Below are 19,523 nucleotides of genomic sequence, written 5' to 3' on the forward strand. Positions count from 1 at the left end.
CCGCTGACCTCAAAGCTTCAATTTCTGAACTGCCTTCTACCATCTACCGTTTTAATAGCTGGCATCTTAATAGCAGGTATGGGCCTCTCTACAAAGAGTACTATCTAGATAGTGAAATGTATTCTTCGTCACTAATATGAGAAGATCTCTAGAGAGTTTAATTCGAGTATGAATGGCATCGTCAAAGCGTCGAAAAAAGCAAAGGCATGGGAGTTCTCTTAGAGGCGAGCTCAATGACTTGGTACGCGGGCTCTGCGGTGCTTTTCTATTTGGTATTCCCCTGCTCTATACGATGGAGGTGTGGTGGATTGGCTCGTCGGTATCGCCCCCTCAGCTAGCGGGCGTGCTGCTAACGACGCTGGTAGGCACTTATCTACTGAGCCGGACAGGCGGCTTTCGTAAATCGCAGGTAACGACTGAAAGAGAAGCGGTCGAAGATGCGATAGAAGCGCTCGCCCTTGGCATTGTTTGTGCTCTGACGATGCTAGTTATTTTTCGCCAAATTACCTTCGAGACTCGCCTGAGTGAAACTATCGGCCAGATTGTTTTTGAGAGCGTTCCTTTTTCTTTTGGCGTTGCGCTTGCCAATCAATTCTTACGAAATGCCAATAGCTCAGAAAAGTCTGACTCATCTTCTGCTAATCAATCAGAACTTAGCAAAATGGATCGTCTTTTCCCTGAAGACAACCTTAACGAAACTATTTCAGACATTGGCGCAACCCTACTGGGTGCGTTGATTGTAGCCTTTAGCATTGCGCCGACCGATGAAGTAACCGTGCTCGTGGCTGCTATCGATGGACCCTGGCTGATGCTGATTATTTTTGTCTCACTTTTGCTGTCCTACAGCATCGTTTTCCAGGCCAATTTCACCCGACAAGAACAGCGCCGACTTCAGTCTGGCCTTTTTCAAAAGCCAATCAGCGAGACTGTCTTTTCTTACTTGCTTTCGCTGGCCGCAGCAGCGCTGATGCTAAGCTTCTTCGGAAAAATTGATATTACTGCCTCATTCGATCTTGCTTTCGAGCAGATTTTGATCTTGGGTCTACCCGCTACTGTCGGCGGCGCGGCTGGGAGACTAGCCGTATGAGCCAAGCAGACTCACATAAACCAGAGTCTCGATCGGTGGCTGAACAGGTCAGCTTCTTTCTGGCTTTAGCTATTCTGCTCATTATCGTTAGCTGCGTAGGCTATCTGTGGGTAAGCGATCGCACTCAATCTCCCTCTATCTTAGAAATATCTACTCACAGCGCCGAACAGCGTCGAGCTAGCTACTACGTTCCTTTCACCGTTACCAACCTTGGTGGCACAACGGCTACTACGGTTCAGGTCATTGCCGAACTTCGTGTCGATAACGAGATTGTTGAATGGGGAGAGCAGACCATAGACTTTCTCTCTAGAGACGAAGAAGCCGAAGGTGCCTTTGTCTTTGTTCGCAACCCCACCGACGGCGAGCTAATCGTCAGAGTTGCAAGCTACTCAGAGCCATAGACCTCCTATTGCAACCATTTAATCCAGTAGAAAGAAGACTTTTTGCCCTGTGGTTTGATACGCTCCCTAACCTAAACGGGCACTAATCATTCTTGAAATGTTCAAACTCATACTTGTAGAACAGCCTTTGTAGGCGCTGAAGCCCATAGCCAAGTGCCATCAGCAATCCAGCTAGGACAAGAGCAATCCAAAATTCCGCAGGCGGCATCGACCATCTGCTGACTACCGTTGGATCTAGCGCCGCACTGAGTGCGATCGCCCGCGCATCCACCATGATCGCTACGCCAAACAAGCAAACAGCCACTCCGTAGGCGATCCGACGACCCCAATTTATCCGAGCAAGTGCCGTCTGACACACTTTGCAATTTTTCGTGTGAGTGTGCCACACATCAAAGACCCGCTCCTTCTTCAGATCAGCAGGCGACAGCGTCACTGAACTGGGCCAAGGCACCCCGCCGCCCGCTCGCTTGGCTAGCCACTGCCGAAAAGCAATCACCATTTTGTCTTGCGGATTAGGCGTGTAGACTTCCTGTATCCAAGCGTTTTCTCTCTTCGCGAACGCCTGTTCTTGAGAGTGCAAAAACACCATATCCTGATGCAGAAATAGCGAAGCCAGGACGTGGCCTAACCAGGTCGGCAGCGGTAGCGAGAAAAACGCGAGTCCTTTTGGCACTTTACCCGCGTCATCTTTCACCAGTATTTGCTGACCGATATGCCGACACTGGCCAGGCAGCGTTGGCGTCGCATACAGAATCAAAATCAACTGTCCGCCCCCTTCGAACTCAGTCGAAATTTGCATCAGACAAGGTGGACGAAAATCATGAATAGCTGCTGATATCGTATCCGGTGTCGGCGTAATGTTATAAGCAAAGCCCTCTTGCGTAGTGACTGCTCGCGATATCGGCATGTCATAGAACTTTGGGCCCGTATAGCGATCGCCCACCAACCCATGATGCGACACCGGTACATGCGCCGGATCAGCCACATTCTCCATAAAGAAGTCCCAGCCATAGGCCAAATCTCGAAAGTTCCAGCTCGCCTTAACCACTCTACCCGACTCATCATCTAGCTCAGGCACTGTCCGAGGCGATCGCTGCTGACTAGCGCGCTGTGCTGCCACGCCAGATTCTCCCCAGACCCAGATCAGCCCCTGGCGTTCTTGGGTAGGATAGGCCACCGCGTAGGCTTGCGGATTGCTGCAATGCTTGGTTTCAGTGTCTGCATCTTTGGCTTGAGGCATGCGATCGCACTTTCCTGACCCATCAAAACGCCAGGCATGATACGCACATAACAGCCGACCATCTGCCTCGATCCGTCCCTCCGATAAAGGCGCTAACCGATGAGGGCAGGCATCTTCAAAGCATCGCCAAGTGCCGGTTCCATCGCGCCAAAGCACAATATCTTTGCCCAAAAGCTGCATAGCATGGGGCCGCTGCGGATCAAGACAGTCAGTCACCGCTAGGGGGTACCACTGCTTTGTCCACTGAAAGGACTCGTCCCCTGAGGATTCATCTGCTAAAACTGACTCGTCATACAAAGGCGTCTCTACCCCAGCTTCAGCAGGCCGAATATCTAATTTATCCATAACATTGAGAGTATTTGATGACAGGCACGCTGCTCATTATATCGAGCGCTCTAGATGTATTGAACTGAATGTGGCTGTTAGAACAATTGTTGTTGCAAATAAAACTTGTTTCATTGGGTGAGGTTTTGACGCTAACACCAGATTGCTTGTTTCTTTTTAATCATGGCAAGCGGCTCAGCGGGCGAATGATAGCTGACTGAATAGGCATTAAGAGGTTGTTAAATAGCAATTGAGAGATATTTTTTGTTCAGGCTCTATAGCTTCGGTTACTTGGCTGAAGTAAAGCTTTTAGATCGAAAGCCTTCAGCCCTAGACAGCTACTTGCCTTTGCAATGTTTAAAACAGAAAAACGCCTACAAAGCACAGGGCTTTTAGGCGTTTTCTTGAATTTGACTAGCAGGCAATCAATCGATCAGGCCAATAACCAGAGCGATCAGTTGATTACACAGCAGCAGCCGTCTTGACTTTGGCATCTAGTTCACCCGCTTCGTACTTAGCCGCAAACACTTCAACGCCGACTTGCTTGATCTTAGAAGCATTGCCAGCAGTGCCGAAAGCTTCATAGCGGTCAGTACAAACCTGCTTCATATACTTGATAGAAGGCTTGAGGAAGTGACGCGGATCGAAGTTCTTCGGATCGGCTTCAGCCGCTTCGCGAATCGCAGCGGTGATGGCCAAACGGTTGTCGGTGTCGATGTTCACTTTGCGAACGCCGTTCTTGATGCCTTTTTGGATCTCTTCGACGGGTACGCCGTAAGTCTCAGGAATCGCACCACCGTGAGCATTGATCATCTCTAGCCACTTCTGCGGCACAGAAGAAGAGCCGTGCATGACCAAGTGAGTGTTTGGCAGACGCTTGTGAATCTCAGCAATCCTGTCGATTGCGAGGATCTCGCCAGTGGGCTTACGAGTAAATTTGTACGCGCCGTGGCTAGTGCCGATAGCAACCGCTAGGGCGTCTACCTGAGTCGCTTCTACAAACTGAGCGGCTTCTTCAGGGTCAGTCAATAGCTGATCCTTATCGAGCTTGCCTTCAAAGCCGTGGCCGTCTTCTGCTTCGCCCTGGCCAGTTTCGAGCGAACCGAGGCAGCCTAGCTCACCTTCTACGCTCGCACCAATGGCGTGCGCTACTTTTACGACTTCGCGAGTGACGTTGACGTTGTAGTCGAAGCTTGCAGGTGTTTTAGCATCTTCTTCGAGCGAGCCGTCCATCATCACGCTAGTAAAGCCATTGCGGATCGCTGAATAGCAAGTCGCTGGGCCGTTGCCGTGGTCTTGGTGCATAACGACAGGGATATGAGGGTAGGTCTCAACCGCTGCCATCACCAGGTGGCGCAAGAAATTTTCGCCTGCGTACTTCCGTGCGCCCCGTGAAGCTTGCAAGATAACTGGGCTATCTGTTTCGTCAGCAGCCTGCATAATTGCCAGGATCTGCTCTAAGTTGTTTACGTTGAATGCAGGAATCCCGTAACCGTTTTCGGCTGCGTGATCAAGCATCAGCCGCATAGGTACCAGCGCCATTCCATATCCTCCTAATTTTGTCTGCGAGATGGTCAACCCACCTGCTTTATCTAAAGTGTTACCTAAAGTTGCGATAGGTGTAGGTTCTTATCAATTTAATAGTAAGTCAAAACATAAACCTCTGACGATTTGTTTTGCTAAGAGTGCTGAGTTATGTCGGCAGGAACACAAAAAAAAATCGAAAAAACGCCGCGCGCTCAAAGGTTGCGTAGCGTTCTTCGATTGATGATGGTTTTCTCTCTAGGCAGAGTAATTAGGAGCAGAGTAATTAGAAAAAAATGGGTCGCCTGGGATTCGAACCCAGGACCAGTCGGTTAAAAGCCGAATGCTCTACCACTGAGCTAGCGACCCCTCTTTGCGGCCAGATACCTGCTGTCGTGGGGTGTTTACAGCAGTTTTTTCTCTCCCGCACGGGTTATAAATGTATCACACGTGCTGCACGCAATCGCAAGTTTTTTGAAAGGCAATTTTTGCCCGCAGTTTTGTTCGCAGCTGTAACAGCTACTCCGGCGATGATTCAAGATCGGTAGAGGACTCGGCTGGCGATTCAACAGGCTCTATGTACTGGGCGTCGATTAGAAATTTGCCGCGCGCAAACCGAACGCCTAGATAGCCACCGGGCTGGCGAGTCAAGATAGTGCCCTCTTCACCCACTTCAACTAAATCGGGGGGGCGCAGCATGGGCATGGTTTCGGCGCTTTTGAGGTAGGGCGGGCGAGTATGGAGGCGAATGCGATCGCCGACGTTGAAAGCGGAGGGCATTGGAGTATGGATGATGACTGTACTTCTGACTTTACCCTATGGCACTTGCCAGATACGCTGATGGTATTTTTCGGGTTGGGCATAGGGATCGGGGGCGGAATGATCGTGGCTGTGCCCGTGATGAGCGTGACCGTGATGGTGGCCGTGCCCGTGCCCATGATTAGTGTCTTCTTTGGCGGCCAGGCGAAATTTACACGCTTCGCAGTTCATGGCGACTTGACCAAGCTGGGTTTCGATTTCGCGATCGCGCAGCACTTGCAATAGCTGAGGATGGATACCCATTTCAGGCAGGGTGATAATCTCGACCTCGGGCGTAAGCGCTTGCTGCTGGGCTGCGATCGCACCAATTTTTTCCATTAGCACGCCCGTAAACATGAAGTAGGGCAGGACAATGATGCGCTTGGGCTGGTAGAAGTGCGATCGCCGAAAGCCTTCTTCTAGTCTAGGGTGCGTGATGCCGATAAAGCAGGTTTCTACCGTCTGATAGCCGCTGCCCTCCCAGACCATACGAGCGAGCTTACAAACATCTCCATTGGCATCAGGATCGCTAGAGCCTCGACCGATGAAAAGTAAAGTCGTCTCTTCGCGGGTGATGCCGTTGGGATTGTTCTCGGGGGTGTCTAACAGCGCTAGACGAGCCTTCCACAGATCCAAAATGGCAGGGGTAATGCCAAAGTGACGACCGTAGTGAAAGGTCAGTTTTGGATGTCGTTTTTTAGCCCTGTCTAGCTCGTTGGTGACATCAAATTTGTTGTGCCGCGCGGCGAAAAGCAGAATGGGCAAGACCGAAATATCGGTGTAGCCCTGTTCGATGCACTGGTCTACGCCGACTTGAATGCTGGGCTCAGTGAGTTCTAGAAAGCAGGGAATGACTGGCCGCGAGGGGTCTAGCTGGTGATAGATCTTGGCAAAATCAATCAGGTCTTGGCGGCCTTTAGGATTGCGGGTGCCATGGCCTACCATCAGCAGCGGTCGTTGAATGGGTAGCGCGGCGAGCTTAATTGGCTGAACGAGGCTGCTATCATCTGGAGCGCTATTGACGGTAGCTTTAGTCAGGGTAGCTTTAGCCGGAGTAGCTAGGGATGCCGTAGCTGGGGATACCGTCGATGGATTTAATAGTGAAGCTTGGGTAGTTAGCGTGTCAGATGTTTGAATGAAAGCCATATAAATTTTTCAAAGTTCCCTACGCTAGGCTCCGTTAGTGGCTAACGCTTTAGGTTAGTGGCTAACGCTTTAGGTGTTCCTAAACAGTAGGTATCTGAAGAGATATCGAAGATGTTCTGCGGACTTAGTGATTTTATCGCCTGCGAAAAAATATTTGATAGGCTCGCTACATGACTTCACAAGAGCAACCCTTACTCGATCAGATGACGCCTGAGCAGACGTCATCTCAGCTAGACTCACCTCAGCAACCTTTCCCTCAACAAACCGTGCGCGAGCGGGTGAGAATCGCCATCAGCGGCAGAGCGTCGACGACAGGGCTGGTAATTAATAGTGCGATCGCGCTTCTAATCTTGCTATCCGCATTCTTCTTTGCATTGCAAACCTACCCTCTCCCCAGTCGCCTGCGGCTAGGGATCGAACTTGCCGATCGGGTCATCCTCACGCTCTTCACTATTGAATATATTGTGCGGCTCTGGTCTGCCAAACGACCCCTCCGGTTTTTCTTTAGTCTCTACGGTCTGATTGATCTGCTTGCCGTCTTGCCATTCCTGTTGAGCTCGCTAGATATTCGATTTCTACGATTGATTCGATGGCTGCGAATCTTACGACTTGCTCGCTTTTTTGAGCAAGAAGCCTGGTTCAACCGAATGAACGGCTACGAGAGTCTGATCCTAGCCAAAATTCTGTTCACCCTATGTTCCATCGTCTTTATCTACTCAGGCGCAATCTACCAAGCAGAGCATCAGGTCAACGCCGAAAACTTTGGCACCTTTTTAGATGCGGTGTATTTCTCCGTGGTCACGATGACCACAGTGGGCTTTGGCGATATCACCCCAACTTCAGAGCTAGGCAGAGGGCTGACCATCATGATGATCATGACAGGCATTGCGTTGATCCCGACACAGGTAGGTGAATTCATTCAGCAGTTCACTAAAGTGCGAGGGTCTAGTCTGGTTGTGTGTGATCGCTGTGAACTAATTGGCCATGAAAGAGACGCTCGCTACTGCCGTCGCTGTGGCGCAGAATTGCCCAAAAGCACAGAGGCAGCTAAAGTACTTACGAACGAACAGCATACAGATACTCTATAAAATTAGAGCTATGGAAGATGCCTTTCCTCAAACGCTACGATTCGATAATACCTTCATAGACCGAGAGCGTATTTTGCCTACAATAAAGGCACTGATTAAGACTTTAAGGTGAAGGATGCCAACAGTAACCCTTAGCAATGAGCAGGTTGTCGAGCTGGTCAAACAGTTGCCAGCCCAGCAACAGGTTGAGGTGTTCAGGCTATTGCTTCTCCAACAGTGGGGAACATGGGCATCGTTATCCCAGTATGGGGCTAGTAAAGCTAGATTAGCTGCTGACGAGCGAGGGCATAACTGGGATGCTATGACAGAAGAAGAGCGTGAACTCTTTATCGATAGCGTGGTGCATGAAGATTAATGCAATGCGTCGCGGTTTTTGACACCAACATTTTGCTATCTGCTCTGCTCTCTACCAACGGCAATCCATTTCAGTGCTTAGCTTTTGCGAAGATAGGCAAGGTCAAATCTGTGACCTGCCAAGAGATTTTAGACGAATTTGCCGAGAAGCTGCTCATGAAGTTTAACTTCTCCGAAGAGATGACACAAATGGCAGTAGATGAGATACGTGGGTTTTCCCGGCTAGTGGAGATTGCTGGAACCCTCAAAGCAGTTCCAGATGATTCAGATGATGACATGGTTATAGAGTCTGCGGTGGTTGGCAATGCGACTCATATCGTTACAGGGGACAAGCATCTATTGGCGTTGAAAAGCTATCAGAGTATTGCAATTGTGAAGGCGACGGAGTTTGTTGATTTATTGGATTGATGGATAGCTCGCTCTAATTTTGCTACGTGTTTGTCTAGTTGATGACAGAGGCTTAGGGTGTGCGATCGCTGTGAACTGATCGGTCACGAAAGAGACGCTCGCTACTGCCGTCGCTGTGGCGCGGACTTCCCAAAAATGCAGAAACGGCAGAAGCGATCAACGTGCTTCATTGAAGCTTTGTAAATACAGACCGTAAATATACTGACATCTGACTAATGACAGTGATATAACAAATATGTTGGCGCAAGGAATACTTTCGCCACAACATATCAAAGGGTGTTGATACGAGATAGCTTAATTTTTAGAGAAGATGAATCAACAGCCGTATTTAACAGAGTTCTCCGAATATAGTGTCTCCTGACTGTTCACAGTAGACACACTTTAGAGCGTATTTTAACTTGTCTGTAGCTGTTAGATGAACCTTCGATGTTCTCTAGCTAGTGCAGTCGATACTCCGAGTCTCGCGAACATCTAAATAACCTGAACCGTTTCAGTTGATCTGTGCCAGAACATTGTTGCATTAATGTATTTTTGCCATTTTTCTTGCATATATTTTTTAGACGTGATCGCAGTACATATTCCGAACGCTACGTCTAACGCATAGCCGCCTCAGTATTCAACAAGTTGAATACTAGCTTATTGAACACTGGTTTCTTAAGCAATATCTGTGCTGCCTGTTTTGCGTTCAGTGAAAGAGCGTGCCTCCAATTCGCGTTTGTTGATCGTCTTCTATTCGACTTTGATTGTTGCTGACTCTCAGTTTAGAAAAACTATATTTTTACGAGGCGAAAATGGATACAGATATTTTTGAACTGTTGCTAGATGCCCTTTCGCCCATTGACGAAAATGGCATCGCCTCTATTACAGGCAGCATTGTTGGACTAGGCGTTTCAGGTAGTGATGTTAGCCTATCAATCGACTTTGGTGATCTCTCTGCTCCTACGCCCGCACAGCTATTCACTGTGAGCGATGACGGTACAGGCGCTGACCAAGTAGCGGGTGATGGCATTATCGAGTTTGCCATCCCAAACCTGTACTTCGATGACGATCCTTCTGGAACGCCATTCGATGTTTATGATATTGATATTGAAGCAACAGAGCAAGTTCTATCAGGAACAGATGCTGTCTTCGTTATTGATAGGTCGGGAAGCACATCTAGTTCCTCTGGAATAGATGTCAATGGTGACGGTATTATCGAGACTATCTCAAATCGTAGTGACTCTATCTTACAAGCAGAGATTGCCGCATTCAGGGCGCTTAATCAAAACTTGATTGACAGAGGATTAGGAGATGTTGCTAAGGTTTCGATCTCAGCTTATAACAGCATTGGAGTGCTACTCGATCTAGACCCTGTTACTGATGGTGTACAGACGTTCACTACGCCGAGTGCGGACGTAGATAACGATGGTGTTCTAGATGTAGAACAGGCATTAGATTCACTCAGTAGTGGGGGTTTTACTAGCTTCAGCGCAGGGTTGCAGCAAGCAATTACAGCTGTTGAGACTGCCGGGACTGCTCCTGGAGGTGGTAGCGTCATTTTTCTGTCGGATGGATTCAGCTCCGGTGGCGCTTTAGAAAGCGAAACTATTAGAGATACACTTGGACAGAATCTTAGAGCTTTTGGTGTAGGAACTGGTTCGCGTCTATCAAGCTTGCAAGTTATAGACCCTGATGCTGTACAGTTCACGGATATTCAAGAATTATTAGATGTGTTCGCAGGTGTCAGTTCGAATGTTAATCGGGACTCTGGCTCGTCTACGATTACAATCAACAATGTTGCTCCAGACATTGAGCTTGACCAGCTAGGTGACATTGACGAGAACAGCACATTGACACTAACTGGGATGTTCACCGATCCTGGTACGCTCGATACCTATACAGCAACTATCGATTGGGGCGATGGCACTAGCGCAGAATTTGCCTTATCTACTATCGGCGATCTCAGCGTAGGAGATTCTGTTTCTTCGACTAGTGACGGCAGCGAATTCACTGTGACTGCGGTTGATGCAGCAACGGGTGAGGTCAGCTTCAGCGTTGATCATCTGTACGCAGAAGATGGCCCTGTGACTATTTCTGCTTCTATTAGCGACGATGATACTGGCACAGATACAGACACCGTTGAGCTGTCGGTGCTACCTATCGGCGACGCGAATCAAGCACCTGACGCAGTAGACGATTCGTTTAACACTAATGAGAATGTTGTTGTCAATGGGAACGTTCTCAGCAATGACAGCGATCCTAATGGCGACGATCTTTCTGCAACGGTACTAACAGATGTCAGCAATGGCCAGCTCGATCTAGATGCGGATGGTTCATTTACCTACACGCCCAACGCAGGCTTTAGCGGCGAAGATAGCTTTACCTACGAGGTTAGCGATGGCGAGCTGACTGACAGCGCAACGGTGACCGTTGAGGTCGAGCCAATCATCGATCCGCCATCTGAGCTGACTCTGACGGTAGAGAAACTAGTAGATGGCAATGGCGATGGCGTTTTTGGCACTGAAGAAGTCGAGGCCAATAGTGGACAGGTCACTTTTCAGGTAGAAGTGGTTAACACCAGCGATGTGGCCATCACTATTGATGCAGCCACCGACAGTGCAGCTAGTCCTGCTGAGCTAGCCCAGTTAGTTGGCCAAACCCTGGCAGCGGGCGAGTCTATCACGGTGACCTATGAGGAGTCCGTTTCTAGATCTAATGCGACAACGATAGGCACCAATGGGCCAGACGCCCTCTTTGGTGAACAGCTACCAGCGGAGAATGAAGTGGTTGTCTCCGCGTCGAATGGTGGTTTGAGCGCTACTGCCTCCAGTACAGCAGTAACACTAGTCGATGCGAATGATTTGATTGCGGGCGGATTGGGCGCAGATACTATCGATGGTGGTGGTGGTGACGACATCTTACGGGGCGATCTCAATTCGCGTAAGTCTCAAGTTGGCATTGGTGGCGATGACGTGATCTTTGGCGGGGCGGGACGCGATCGCATTGGCGGCAAAGGCGGTAACGACACTCTCTTCGGCGGCGATGACGATGACCAGATCTGGGGCGACGACGGCGACGATATCATCCGAGGTGGCGCGGGCAATGATACCCTCACAGGCGATGACTCCTCTGGCGGGCAAGGGGCTGATACCTTCGTGCTAGCCGATGGCGAAGGCACCGACACGATCACGGACTTCGAGATCAATCGTGATTTCATTGGCTTGGCCGATGGTCTATCGCTAGGCTCACTCTCTTTTGACGGTGAAACGATTTCACTAGATGATCAAACGCTGGCCATACTGACAGGGGTAGATACTACTGCGCTGACGGCAACCTCGTTCGTTCCAGTGTAGTGACTAGCGGGTACCGGACGTGTTCGGTACCCGCTATATTCAAATTCTCTTAGGTCTTCATTGCAGGTGCAGTCTGTGGCGAGCTACTGATAGCAGACCAGATCTCGCTCAGCAGGTCAGATCTCGCTTCAGTTTGGCCAAGCATTCTTCTAGCCTGACGACCTGACTTTCTAGATGGCGATCGCAGCTCAAAAACGGCGTCTGTTGAGTAATCGAGATCAGCTGAGCACTTAAGCTATCTAGCTTTCTTTCTTTCATCCCTTTCAATTTGCCCGATCTAACAGAATTCTCAAAAACACTAGAAAAACTATTCATCCTAAAACCATCGAACAGCGCCGCTACAGACGACTGACCCTGTAGATAGGGCCGAATAGAATACTGAAAATCAGCACGGGAAAGTGAGTTTGCTCCCTTAATCACCTGATAGCGATAGGGCAAGTGCATTGACGCACACCAGTCTCGCCATTTGAAAGGCAATATTCTAGGACTCGTTCGCACGGGTATCCACGGCACTCTGAGCGTGTCGGCTACGATCGCACCATGCATTGCCTCACTGATCAATACCTTAGTTTGCGAAATATCGGCGACCACTGCTTCAATCTCTCCAGTTGGATCAATGTAGTGAATTCCAGCTCTTTCGCAAACGGCTTGAAATAGGTGAGGACTGCCGTGGCGAAAGTGGGGCATATAAGAGAATGGATAGCGGCGATCGGCCTCGCCAACAGGAGCAAAGTAGCGCTTGAGCAAGACCGCGCCGTCTGTAATGGCTAATGCCTCTGGTAAATTTAGCTGCTTGGCTGAAAGCGGCCCGCGAACGCAGTAGATCTTCCAATTTGGTGGCGGCTCAAAACGCAAGCTTCTCCCATAGCCAGCGCCAGTGCTAAAAAAAACAGCAGTTTCTGCCTGGCTCATTAATTTCTTCGTCGCGTCGTTGAGCAGAGTGCCAATGCCGACAAAGAGACTCTTTTCGTTATCATCTAGCTCAGGCAGTAGCTTCGGCCACAGCCAGGGATTGAGCGCGTCTCCAAAGTTGTTGGCAGGCGATCGCGTCTGATAGTAAAAAAGTTTCACGCGGCTATACCTTTAGCTTTGATGCCAACACGGGCGTAGCTACAGACTGAGCCGCCGCCGCGCGAAACCGCTCGGAGACAACCAGAAAATCAGCCTCAATCAGCTCGTCTATTGACTGGAGTTCGTGGGTGTGCGATCGCCATAGTGAGAGCACTGTTTGCTGATTCGATACGGCTTCTTTCAAAACGGTGAGATAGGCTTTGTATTCAGCGCTATCACGCCAGTGGTTCTCAGCGGCGACGGCGGCGAGTGCCTTCGCATAAAAATCTTCAACAAACTTGTAGTGTAAGTAGATCGCAGAGAAGTCTGCCCGCCTCGCATAGTTCAGCATGTGGGAAGATTTGAGCCGCGTGCCGGGGTGGGCAAAAAACATGGCTTCTTTGGTGAGAAAACAGTTTCGGCCAAAGATTATTTTGCGAATGCCGCCGTACAACAGCTTTAGCCGGGGGTAAATGTCCGGCTGAAACCGACGCACGTAGCGTTCTTGCTTCATATCGCCGATGTTGTAGTAGCGAAAAGTGGATCTCAAACTTTCTAATGGCCAAACGTTTTGCTGCTCTGAAAGTGGTATGCCTGCTTTCGAGAACATATCTAGCATCTGGATGCAGACAGCATCATATCTGTGACGATTGAGATATGACAGCACATCGGCCAGCGATTTGCCCAGCGGAAACTGTAGAAACTCATCGATATCAGCCACTACACACCAGTGGCCGCGCCCGCAGGTTTTGATCAAAAAATTCTTGAAAACAACAAAGTGCTTTCTAAAGGGTTTGAGAGAAGAGAATACGGTTGTCTTTGGGTTAGATTTTATGATTTCTACGGTTCTATCCGTAGAGCCATTATCCAAAAAGAAAATATGATTGAACCCCAGCGCTAGATAGTGATCGATGAATGCTTGAACCAAACTTTCCCCATCTTTAACCACGCACAGCACAACCGCTGACTGAGCGCAGGTGGCTATGCGCTGAGGGCCGTGCTCTCGCCGCGCCAGAAGCTGTAGAGACAACAAACGCAGGGCGCTTTGGGGGGAAAGTATAGAAGCCGCTATGCAGAGCGATCGCAAGAGAGATCTGCCCACTTGATATCCGTTTAACACTCGTTCGATCTCGGGCGTCTGTTGTCTGTACATCAGTTGTTTGAAAGAAGTCCAATGTTTGAAAGAAGGCAAAGCGGCATATTGGGCTTACATATTGAGCTTATCGGCATTGATCTTAGAATGACCCAACGCCTAAAGGCTTGTTGAAAATCAATCCTATTAGCAGATTACCAGACAGACTAACGGACAGTTCATTGAAGTTGTCAATCTGTTCAAGTCTTCATTGAGTTTTGATTCAATAGTGATGGCAGCTTCATCATTCATTGGGGCTGCTCGGCCTAGGCGTCTGGCTAAGCAGTATAGCGATCGTTACAAGCTTACTCTGCTAGAGCCCGCCAGATTTCTGCAAACAGTGAATAGCCCAAAGCTATCGAGAAATATTGATAAGTAGCTTCGGCTACAACTTCTCACTTTGAAATTCTCACCTTGAACACTATGAGCTTTGATTCTGATTTTGATCTCGGCAACCTAGACGGTACGAATGGCTTCAAGATCCCAGGTCTAAATAGCGGCGATGACTTAGGCAGATCGCTGAGCAGCGCGGGTGACTTTAACGGCGATGGCATTGACGATCTGATCATTGGCAACGCCGGTAGCAATGGCCTGGATAATTCCTTGTCTTTCTCGACGGGCGAAAGCTATGTCATCTTTGGCGGCAGTGAGGTCGGGCAGAACGGTAGTTTTGACGTTTCTGCGCTTGATGGCACGAACGGATTTACGCTCTATGGCGCGGCCAACTTGGATAATCTGGGTGCTTCTGTGAGCGGCGCGGGCGATATCAACAATGACGGGTTTGATGATTTGCTAATTGGCACGCCAGGGGCTGAGAAAGGGCAAGTTCAGATTCTGTTTGGCGGCGATCGCACAAACTTCTTCGACGGGCAACTGGTTGCAGACCAGATCGACAGTAGCAACGGGTTCACCTTTGCAAGCAATGACAGATTCAGTGAGTCTCTAGGCTCAGCGGTCAGCGGCGTCGGCGACATCAACGCTGACGGCATTGATGACTTTATTGTGGGTGCGCCTAGGGCGTTTGCGACCGGTGGACGCGGGTTCGATGGCCGCAGCTATGTAGTATTTGGCAGCGATAATATTGCGGGCGATGGGCTGCTCAACACACTTGATCTCGATGGCTCGAATGGGTTTGTACTAGAAGGCGTTGCCGATCTTTTGGGCGCTTCGGGTAGGGCAGTTAGCGGTCTGGGTGATGTCAATGGGGATGGCGTCAATGACTTTATTATCAGCGCCAATAGGCCAACAGGAGAGGGAGAGAGCTATGTAATCTTTGGCGGCAGTGATGTCGGCAGCGATGGCGCGATCACGTTGTCTAGTTTGGATGGCACTGAGGGATTTGTACTGCAAAGCGATCGCGACGACTTTCTAGGCGGCAGCGATTTTGGTCGTTCCATCAGCGGTGCAGGGGATATCAATAACGATGGCATTGACGACTTTATTGTCGGCGCACCCGCCTCAGCAAATGGCGGTGCTAACCCAGAAGGTCGCAGCTTTGTCGTGTTTGGTCAAAGCAGACTAGGTCAAACGGGTCTTTTAGACGTGAGTCAGCTCGATGGCAGCGATGGCTTTGTCATCAACGGAGAAAATGATTTCAGCCAGTTTGGTAATTCAGTCAGCAGCGCGGGCGATCTCAACAGCGATGGCATTGCCGATCTGCTAGTCGGCAGCGTTTTCTCTCCTTTTGGCTATGCGGTGTTTGGCAGTGACGACATTGGCCAAAGCGGTTCGCTAGACATTGCCGATCTCAATGGCGACAACGGCTTTCGCTTTTCTGAGCAATTCAAGCAAGCCGGCAAGCAGGTCAGCGGCATTGGCGATTTTAATAACGACGGCATTGATGACTTCATCACAGCCGACCCAGACGATAGAACGGCGGGCCTAGCCTATGTGGTCTTTGGTCAGGGCGAGCCGCCACCGGGCAATAACGCGCCTAGCGCAGTAGCCGATGGCTTCACGACTCAGACTGATGTCGCTGTCCAGGGTAATGTGCTGACTAATGACAGCGATCCTGATGGCGATGCGCTTGTTGCCACACTAGTAAACGATGTGAGTGAAGGCGTGCTTTCTCTAGACAGTGACGGTAGCTTCACCTACACGCCCGACACCGGATTCAGCGGATCAGACAGCTTCACTTATGAGATTAGTGACGGTGAGCTGAGCGATATGGCAACCGTTTCAATTAGCATCGAGCCAATCGACCCACCGCCCACTAACAATGCACCTAGTGCGGTAGCAGACAGCTTTACTACGCAGACTGACATAGCCGTTCAGGGCAATGTGCTGACTAATGACAGCGATCCTGATGGCGATACGCTTGTTGCCACACTAGTAAACGATGTGAGTGAAGGCGTACTTTCTCTAGATACTGACGGTAGCTTCAGCTATACCCCCGGTGATGGATTCAGCGGTTCAGACAGCTTCACCTACGAAATTAGTGACGGTGAGCTGAGCGATACGGCAACCGTTTCAATTAGCGTCGATCCAATCGACCCGCCGCCAGCGGAACCATCGCTTCAGGTTGAGAAGCTAGTAGATGCTAATGGCGATGGCGTCTTTGGTACTCAAGAAGATTTGGCAGGAGATGAACCTGCCGTCTATCAAGTAGAAGTGGTCAATACAGGTGAAGTTGCAGTCACCCTCAGCGAGGCTGTAGACAGTGGGTCTGACGGTGCGAGTCAGCTACTGGGTCAAACTCTGGCAGCGGGGGAGTCTGTTATCGTCACGTACGAAGCCGCTGTATCTAGGACGGATGCCACGGTACTAGGCACCCCTGGCGCAGATACACTTTCTGGTGAACAGCTAACGGTGACCAATGAGGTGACTGTTACTGGAACTGCCGATAGTTTGACGGTTACAGCGTCTGGTACGGCGGAAGTGCTAGTAGATGCGAATAATCTGATTGCGGGTGGCTTGGGCGCAGATACTATCTTTGGCGGTAGCGGTGATGACGTGCTGCGTGGAGATTTGAACTCACGCAAGTCTCAGGTCGGCGTTGGTAATGATGACGTGATTTTTGGGGGCGCAGGGCGCGATCGCATTGGTGGCAAAGGCGGTAACGATACGCTCTTTGGCGGTGACGATGACGATCGCATCTGGGGCGACGACGGTGACGACATCCTGCGCGGCGGCCTCGGCAACGATACGCTGACTGGCGATGACTTCTCTGGCGGACAAGGGGCTGATACCTTTGTGCTAGCCGCTGGAGAAGGAACCGATACGATTGTGGACTTTGAGATCGAACGTGATTTCATTGGCTTGGCAGACGGTCTGACGTTAGGCTCACTCTCCTTTGAGGGTGAAAGCATCTTGTTTGGGGAGCAGACGCTAGCTGTTTTGACAGGCGTAGACACGACCGGGCTCACCGCCGATACATTCGTGACTGTATAGACCTCTGCCTTTATAGACCCCGGCTTTTAGCTGCCTGCAATGGCAATACCCTCAAGATGGCCTGATCTGTCGCGACTAGATCAGGCCATTATTCTTTTTCGACTTTTTATCTTTGCCGACTGAATTCAGTAGAGACTTTGCCGACTGCATAAGGCTTTGACTCGTTTTCAAAAGCAGCGTCACAGCCTTTATTCTACGACCTAGGCAAATTAGCCACCGTAGCTGCGTTGGGTCGCTATCGCATACGTTACAATTGGTAAACCTTTATTGCAGAAGTTGTAACTTTTAGAACAGCCTCTATTCAGCGCCATATTCGACAACTGCGCTGTCAGCTTTCAGAGCTTATCTAAGCCTATTTATTCAGCCAACCTTTGAGACTCCCTATGAGCCTTCCCATCCGTAACGTCGCTATCATCGCCCACGTAGACCACGGTAAGACGACCCTTGTCGATTCTTTGCTGGAGCAATCTGGCATCTTCCGCGACAACGAGGCGGTGCCTACTTGTGTCCTTGATTCAAACGATTTGGAACGGGAACGAGGGATCACGATTCTGTCGAAAAACACAGCGGTGTACTACGGCGAAACGCTAATCAACATTGTTGACACGCCGGGTCACGCGGACTTTGGCGGCGAAGTTGAGCGGGTGCTGGGCATGGTCGATGGCTGTTTGCTCATTGTGGATGCCAACGAAGGGCCGATGCCCCAAACTCGCTTTGTGCTGAAGAAGGCGTTAGAAAAAGGGCTGCGTCCGATTGTTGTAGTTAATAAGATCGATCGACCCAGAGCGGACCCCCACACCGCTGTCGATAAAGTGTTGGATCTTTTCATTGAGCTAGGCGCAGACGATGACCAGTGCGACTTCCCGTATCTGTTTGCCTCTGGTCTAACTGGCTTTGCTAAAGACGAAATGGAAGACGAAGACAAAGACATGAAGCCTTTGTTCGAGTCGATTATTCATCACGTCTCTCCCCCAGTAGGCGATCCTGAAAAGCCGCTGCAGCTTCAGGTGACCACGCTCGACTATTCTGACTACCTGGGCCGGATTGTAATTGGTAAGGTTCACAACGGCACCATTCGTCAGGGTGAGCAGTGTGCCCTGGTCAAAGAAGATGGCAAAATCGTCAAAAGTAAAATCTCGAAGCTGATGGGCTTTCAAGGTCTATCGCGAGTGGAGATTCCAGAAGCGACTGCCGGTAACCTAGTCGCTGTCGCAGGCTTTGCGGATGCCAACATCGGTGAAACGATCACCTGCGCTAGCGATCCACAGGCGCTGCCGCTAATCAAGGTAGACGAGCCCACTTTGCAGATGACCTTTGCAGTGAACGACTCGCCGTTTGCGGGACAAGAGGGTGATTTTGTGACCTCTCGTCAGTTGCGCGATCGCCTCTTTCGCGAACTAGAAACCAACGTGGCCCTGCGCGTAGAACCCACCGATTCTCCCGATCGCTTTGCCGTCTCGGGTCGAGGTGAACTGCACCTTGGTATCTTGATTGAGACCATGCGCCGTGAAGGCTACGAGTTCCAAGTTTCACAGCCGCAGGTAATCTATCGCGAAGTGAACGGATCTCCGTGTGAGCCTTACGAGCAACTAGTCCTAGACGTGCCCGAAGAAGCCGTAGGCGGCTGCATGGAGCGCTTGGGCCAGCGTAAAGCTGAACTACAGGACATGATGGTGTCAGGCGACGGGCGGGCTCAGCTAGAGTTTGTCGTGCCAGCTCGGGGACTGATTGGCTTTCGGGGCGAATTCATGCGTGTGACTCGGGGCGCGGGCATCATGAACCACAGCTTTTTAGAATACCGTCCGATGTCGGGTGATATTGAGACTCGTCGCAATGGCGTGCTGATCTCGTTTGAAGAAGGCGTGGCCACTTTCTACGCGCTGAAGAACGCAGAAGATCGAGGCACATTCTTTATTGAGCCGGGTACCAAGGTCTACAAGGGCATGGTTGTCGGTGAGAACAACCGTCCTCAAGACTTAGAACTCAACATCTGTAAGGCCAAGCAGCTCACCAACCACCGGGCGGCATCCGGCGATGAACTCGTTCAGCTACAGTCGCCGATGGAGATGGGCCTAGAGCGAGCGCTAGAGTACATCGGCCCTGACGAAATGGTCGAAGTAACGCCAGAGTCGATTCGACTGCGGAAGGTTGGTAAGAAAAAGCTGGCCAAGCGGTAAATTTAAGTAGATAGCGCTAGTAGAGTAAGAAAAACTTAGCCGCCGTACAGTTTCTGACGGCGGCTAAGCTGT

The 19,523-nt window shown here is 50.2% G+C and carries 14 protein-coding genes and 1 tRNA gene; 8 read left to right on the forward strand and 7 right to left on the reverse strand.

What is annotated here, in order from left to right; genetic code table 11:
- Positions 1–172: 172 nt before the first annotated feature.
- Both IQ256_RS07890 and IQ256_RS07895 read left to right on the forward strand, forming a co-directional pair.
- Positions 173–1,087, forward strand: coding sequence for a TIGR02587 family membrane protein (locus tag IQ256_RS07890; protein WP_193854995.1), 915 nt, complete (start codon positions 173–175; stop codon positions 1,085–1,087).
- Complete coding sequence (locus tag IQ256_RS07895; protein WP_193854996.1) at positions 1,084–1,488, forward strand: TIGR02588 family protein; 405 nt, start codon at positions 1,084–1,086, stop codon at positions 1,486–1,488. Before IQ256_RS07890 ends, IQ256_RS07895 begins: the two co-directional genes overlap by 4 nt.
- An 82-nt stretch (positions 1,489–1,570) precedes the next feature.
- On the opposite strand, the gene IQ256_RS07900 is transcribed toward IQ256_RS07895, so the two are convergent.
- From IQ256_RS07900 to IQ256_RS07920, 5 genes are all read right to left on the reverse strand, one after another.
- A complete protein-coding gene (locus IQ256_RS07900) occupies positions 1,571–3,073 on the reverse strand; it encodes a Rieske 2Fe-2S domain-containing protein (protein ID WP_193854997.1) in 1,503 nt (500 codons plus the stop codon).
- Between the two features lie 441 nt (positions 3,074–3,514).
- Complete coding sequence (gene fba, locus IQ256_RS07905; protein ID WP_193854998.1) at positions 3,515–4,594, reverse strand: class II fructose-bisphosphate aldolase; 1,080 nt, start codon at positions 4,592–4,594, stop codon at positions 3,515–3,517.
- A 279-nt stretch (positions 4,595–4,873) separates the two neighbouring features.
- Positions 4,874–4,945: transfer RNA gene (locus tag IQ256_RS07910), tRNA-Lys, on the reverse strand.
- Between the two features lie 150 nt (positions 4,946–5,095).
- Positions 5,096–5,356, reverse strand: a complete 261-nt coding sequence (gene sipA, locus IQ256_RS07915; protein ID WP_193854999.1) for a regulatory protein SipA — start codon at positions 5,354–5,356, stop codon at positions 5,096–5,098.
- 36 nt (positions 5,357–5,392) lie between these two features.
- Positions 5,393–6,520 (reverse strand): sirohydrochlorin chelatase, encoded by a 1,128-nt coding sequence (locus IQ256_RS07920; protein ID WP_228024672.1) that lies wholly within the window; start codon positions 6,518–6,520, stop codon positions 5,393–5,395.
- 170 nt (positions 6,521–6,690) lie between these two features.
- On the opposite strand from IQ256_RS07920, the gene IQ256_RS07925 reads away from it, so the two are divergent.
- The 4 genes from IQ256_RS07925 (at position 6,691) to IQ256_RS07940 (ending at position 11,702) form a co-directional block, all read left to right on the forward strand.
- A complete protein-coding gene (locus IQ256_RS07925) occupies positions 6,691–7,608 on the forward strand; it encodes an ion transporter (RefSeq protein ID WP_228024673.1) in 918 nt (305 codons plus the stop codon).
- A gap of 115 nt (positions 7,609–7,723) precedes the next feature.
- Positions 7,724–7,963, forward strand: a complete 240-nt coding sequence (locus tag IQ256_RS07930) for a hypothetical protein (RefSeq protein WP_193855000.1) — start codon at positions 7,724–7,726, stop codon at positions 7,961–7,963.
- The gene (locus IQ256_RS07935) at positions 7,963–8,370 is read left to right on the forward strand and encodes a putative toxin-antitoxin system toxin component, PIN family (RefSeq protein WP_193855001.1); all 408 of its coding nucleotides are present in this window, start codon (positions 7,963–7,965) and stop codon (positions 8,368–8,370) included. Before IQ256_RS07930 ends, IQ256_RS07935 begins: the two co-directional genes overlap by 1 nt.
- A gap of 791 nt (positions 8,371–9,161) precedes the next feature.
- Positions 9,162–11,702: an Ig-like domain-containing protein gene (locus IQ256_RS07940; protein WP_193855002.1), complete on the forward strand. Its 2,541-nt coding sequence runs from the start codon at positions 9,162–9,164 to the stop codon at positions 11,700–11,702.
- Between the two features lie 108 nt (positions 11,703–11,810).
- Here IQ256_RS07940 and IQ256_RS30335 read toward each other — a convergent pair whose 3' ends face one another.
- Both IQ256_RS30335 and IQ256_RS07950 read right to left on the reverse strand, forming a co-directional pair.
- Complete coding sequence (locus tag IQ256_RS30335) at positions 11,811–12,773, reverse strand: polysaccharide pyruvyl transferase family protein (protein WP_193855003.1); 963 nt, start codon at positions 12,771–12,773, stop codon at positions 11,811–11,813.
- 4 nt (positions 12,774–12,777) lie between these two features.
- Positions 12,778–13,905: a glycosyltransferase family 2 protein gene (locus IQ256_RS07950; RefSeq protein WP_193855004.1), complete on the reverse strand. Its 1,128-nt coding sequence runs from the start codon at positions 13,903–13,905 to the stop codon at positions 12,778–12,780.
- A 402-nt stretch (positions 13,906–14,307) separates the two neighbouring features.
- Here IQ256_RS07950 and IQ256_RS07955 point away from each other — a divergent pair, with 402 nt between their 5' ends.
- Positions 14,308–17,274: an Ig-like domain-containing protein gene (locus tag IQ256_RS07955; RefSeq protein WP_193855005.1), complete on the forward strand. Its 2,967-nt coding sequence runs from the start codon at positions 14,308–14,310 to the stop codon at positions 17,272–17,274.
- 383 nt (positions 17,275–17,657) lie between these two features.
- Positions 17,658–19,451, forward strand: a complete 1,794-nt coding sequence (gene typA, locus IQ256_RS07960) for a translational GTPase TypA (protein WP_193855006.1) — start codon at positions 17,658–17,660, stop codon at positions 19,449–19,451.
- The last annotated feature ends 72 nt before the right edge of the window (positions 19,452–19,523 follow it).

This window comes from cf. Phormidesmis sp. LEGE 11477, from assembly GCF_015207105.1.
Classification (GTDB): Bacteria; Cyanobacteriota; Cyanobacteriia; order Phormidesmidales; family Phormidesmidaceae; genus Phormidesmis.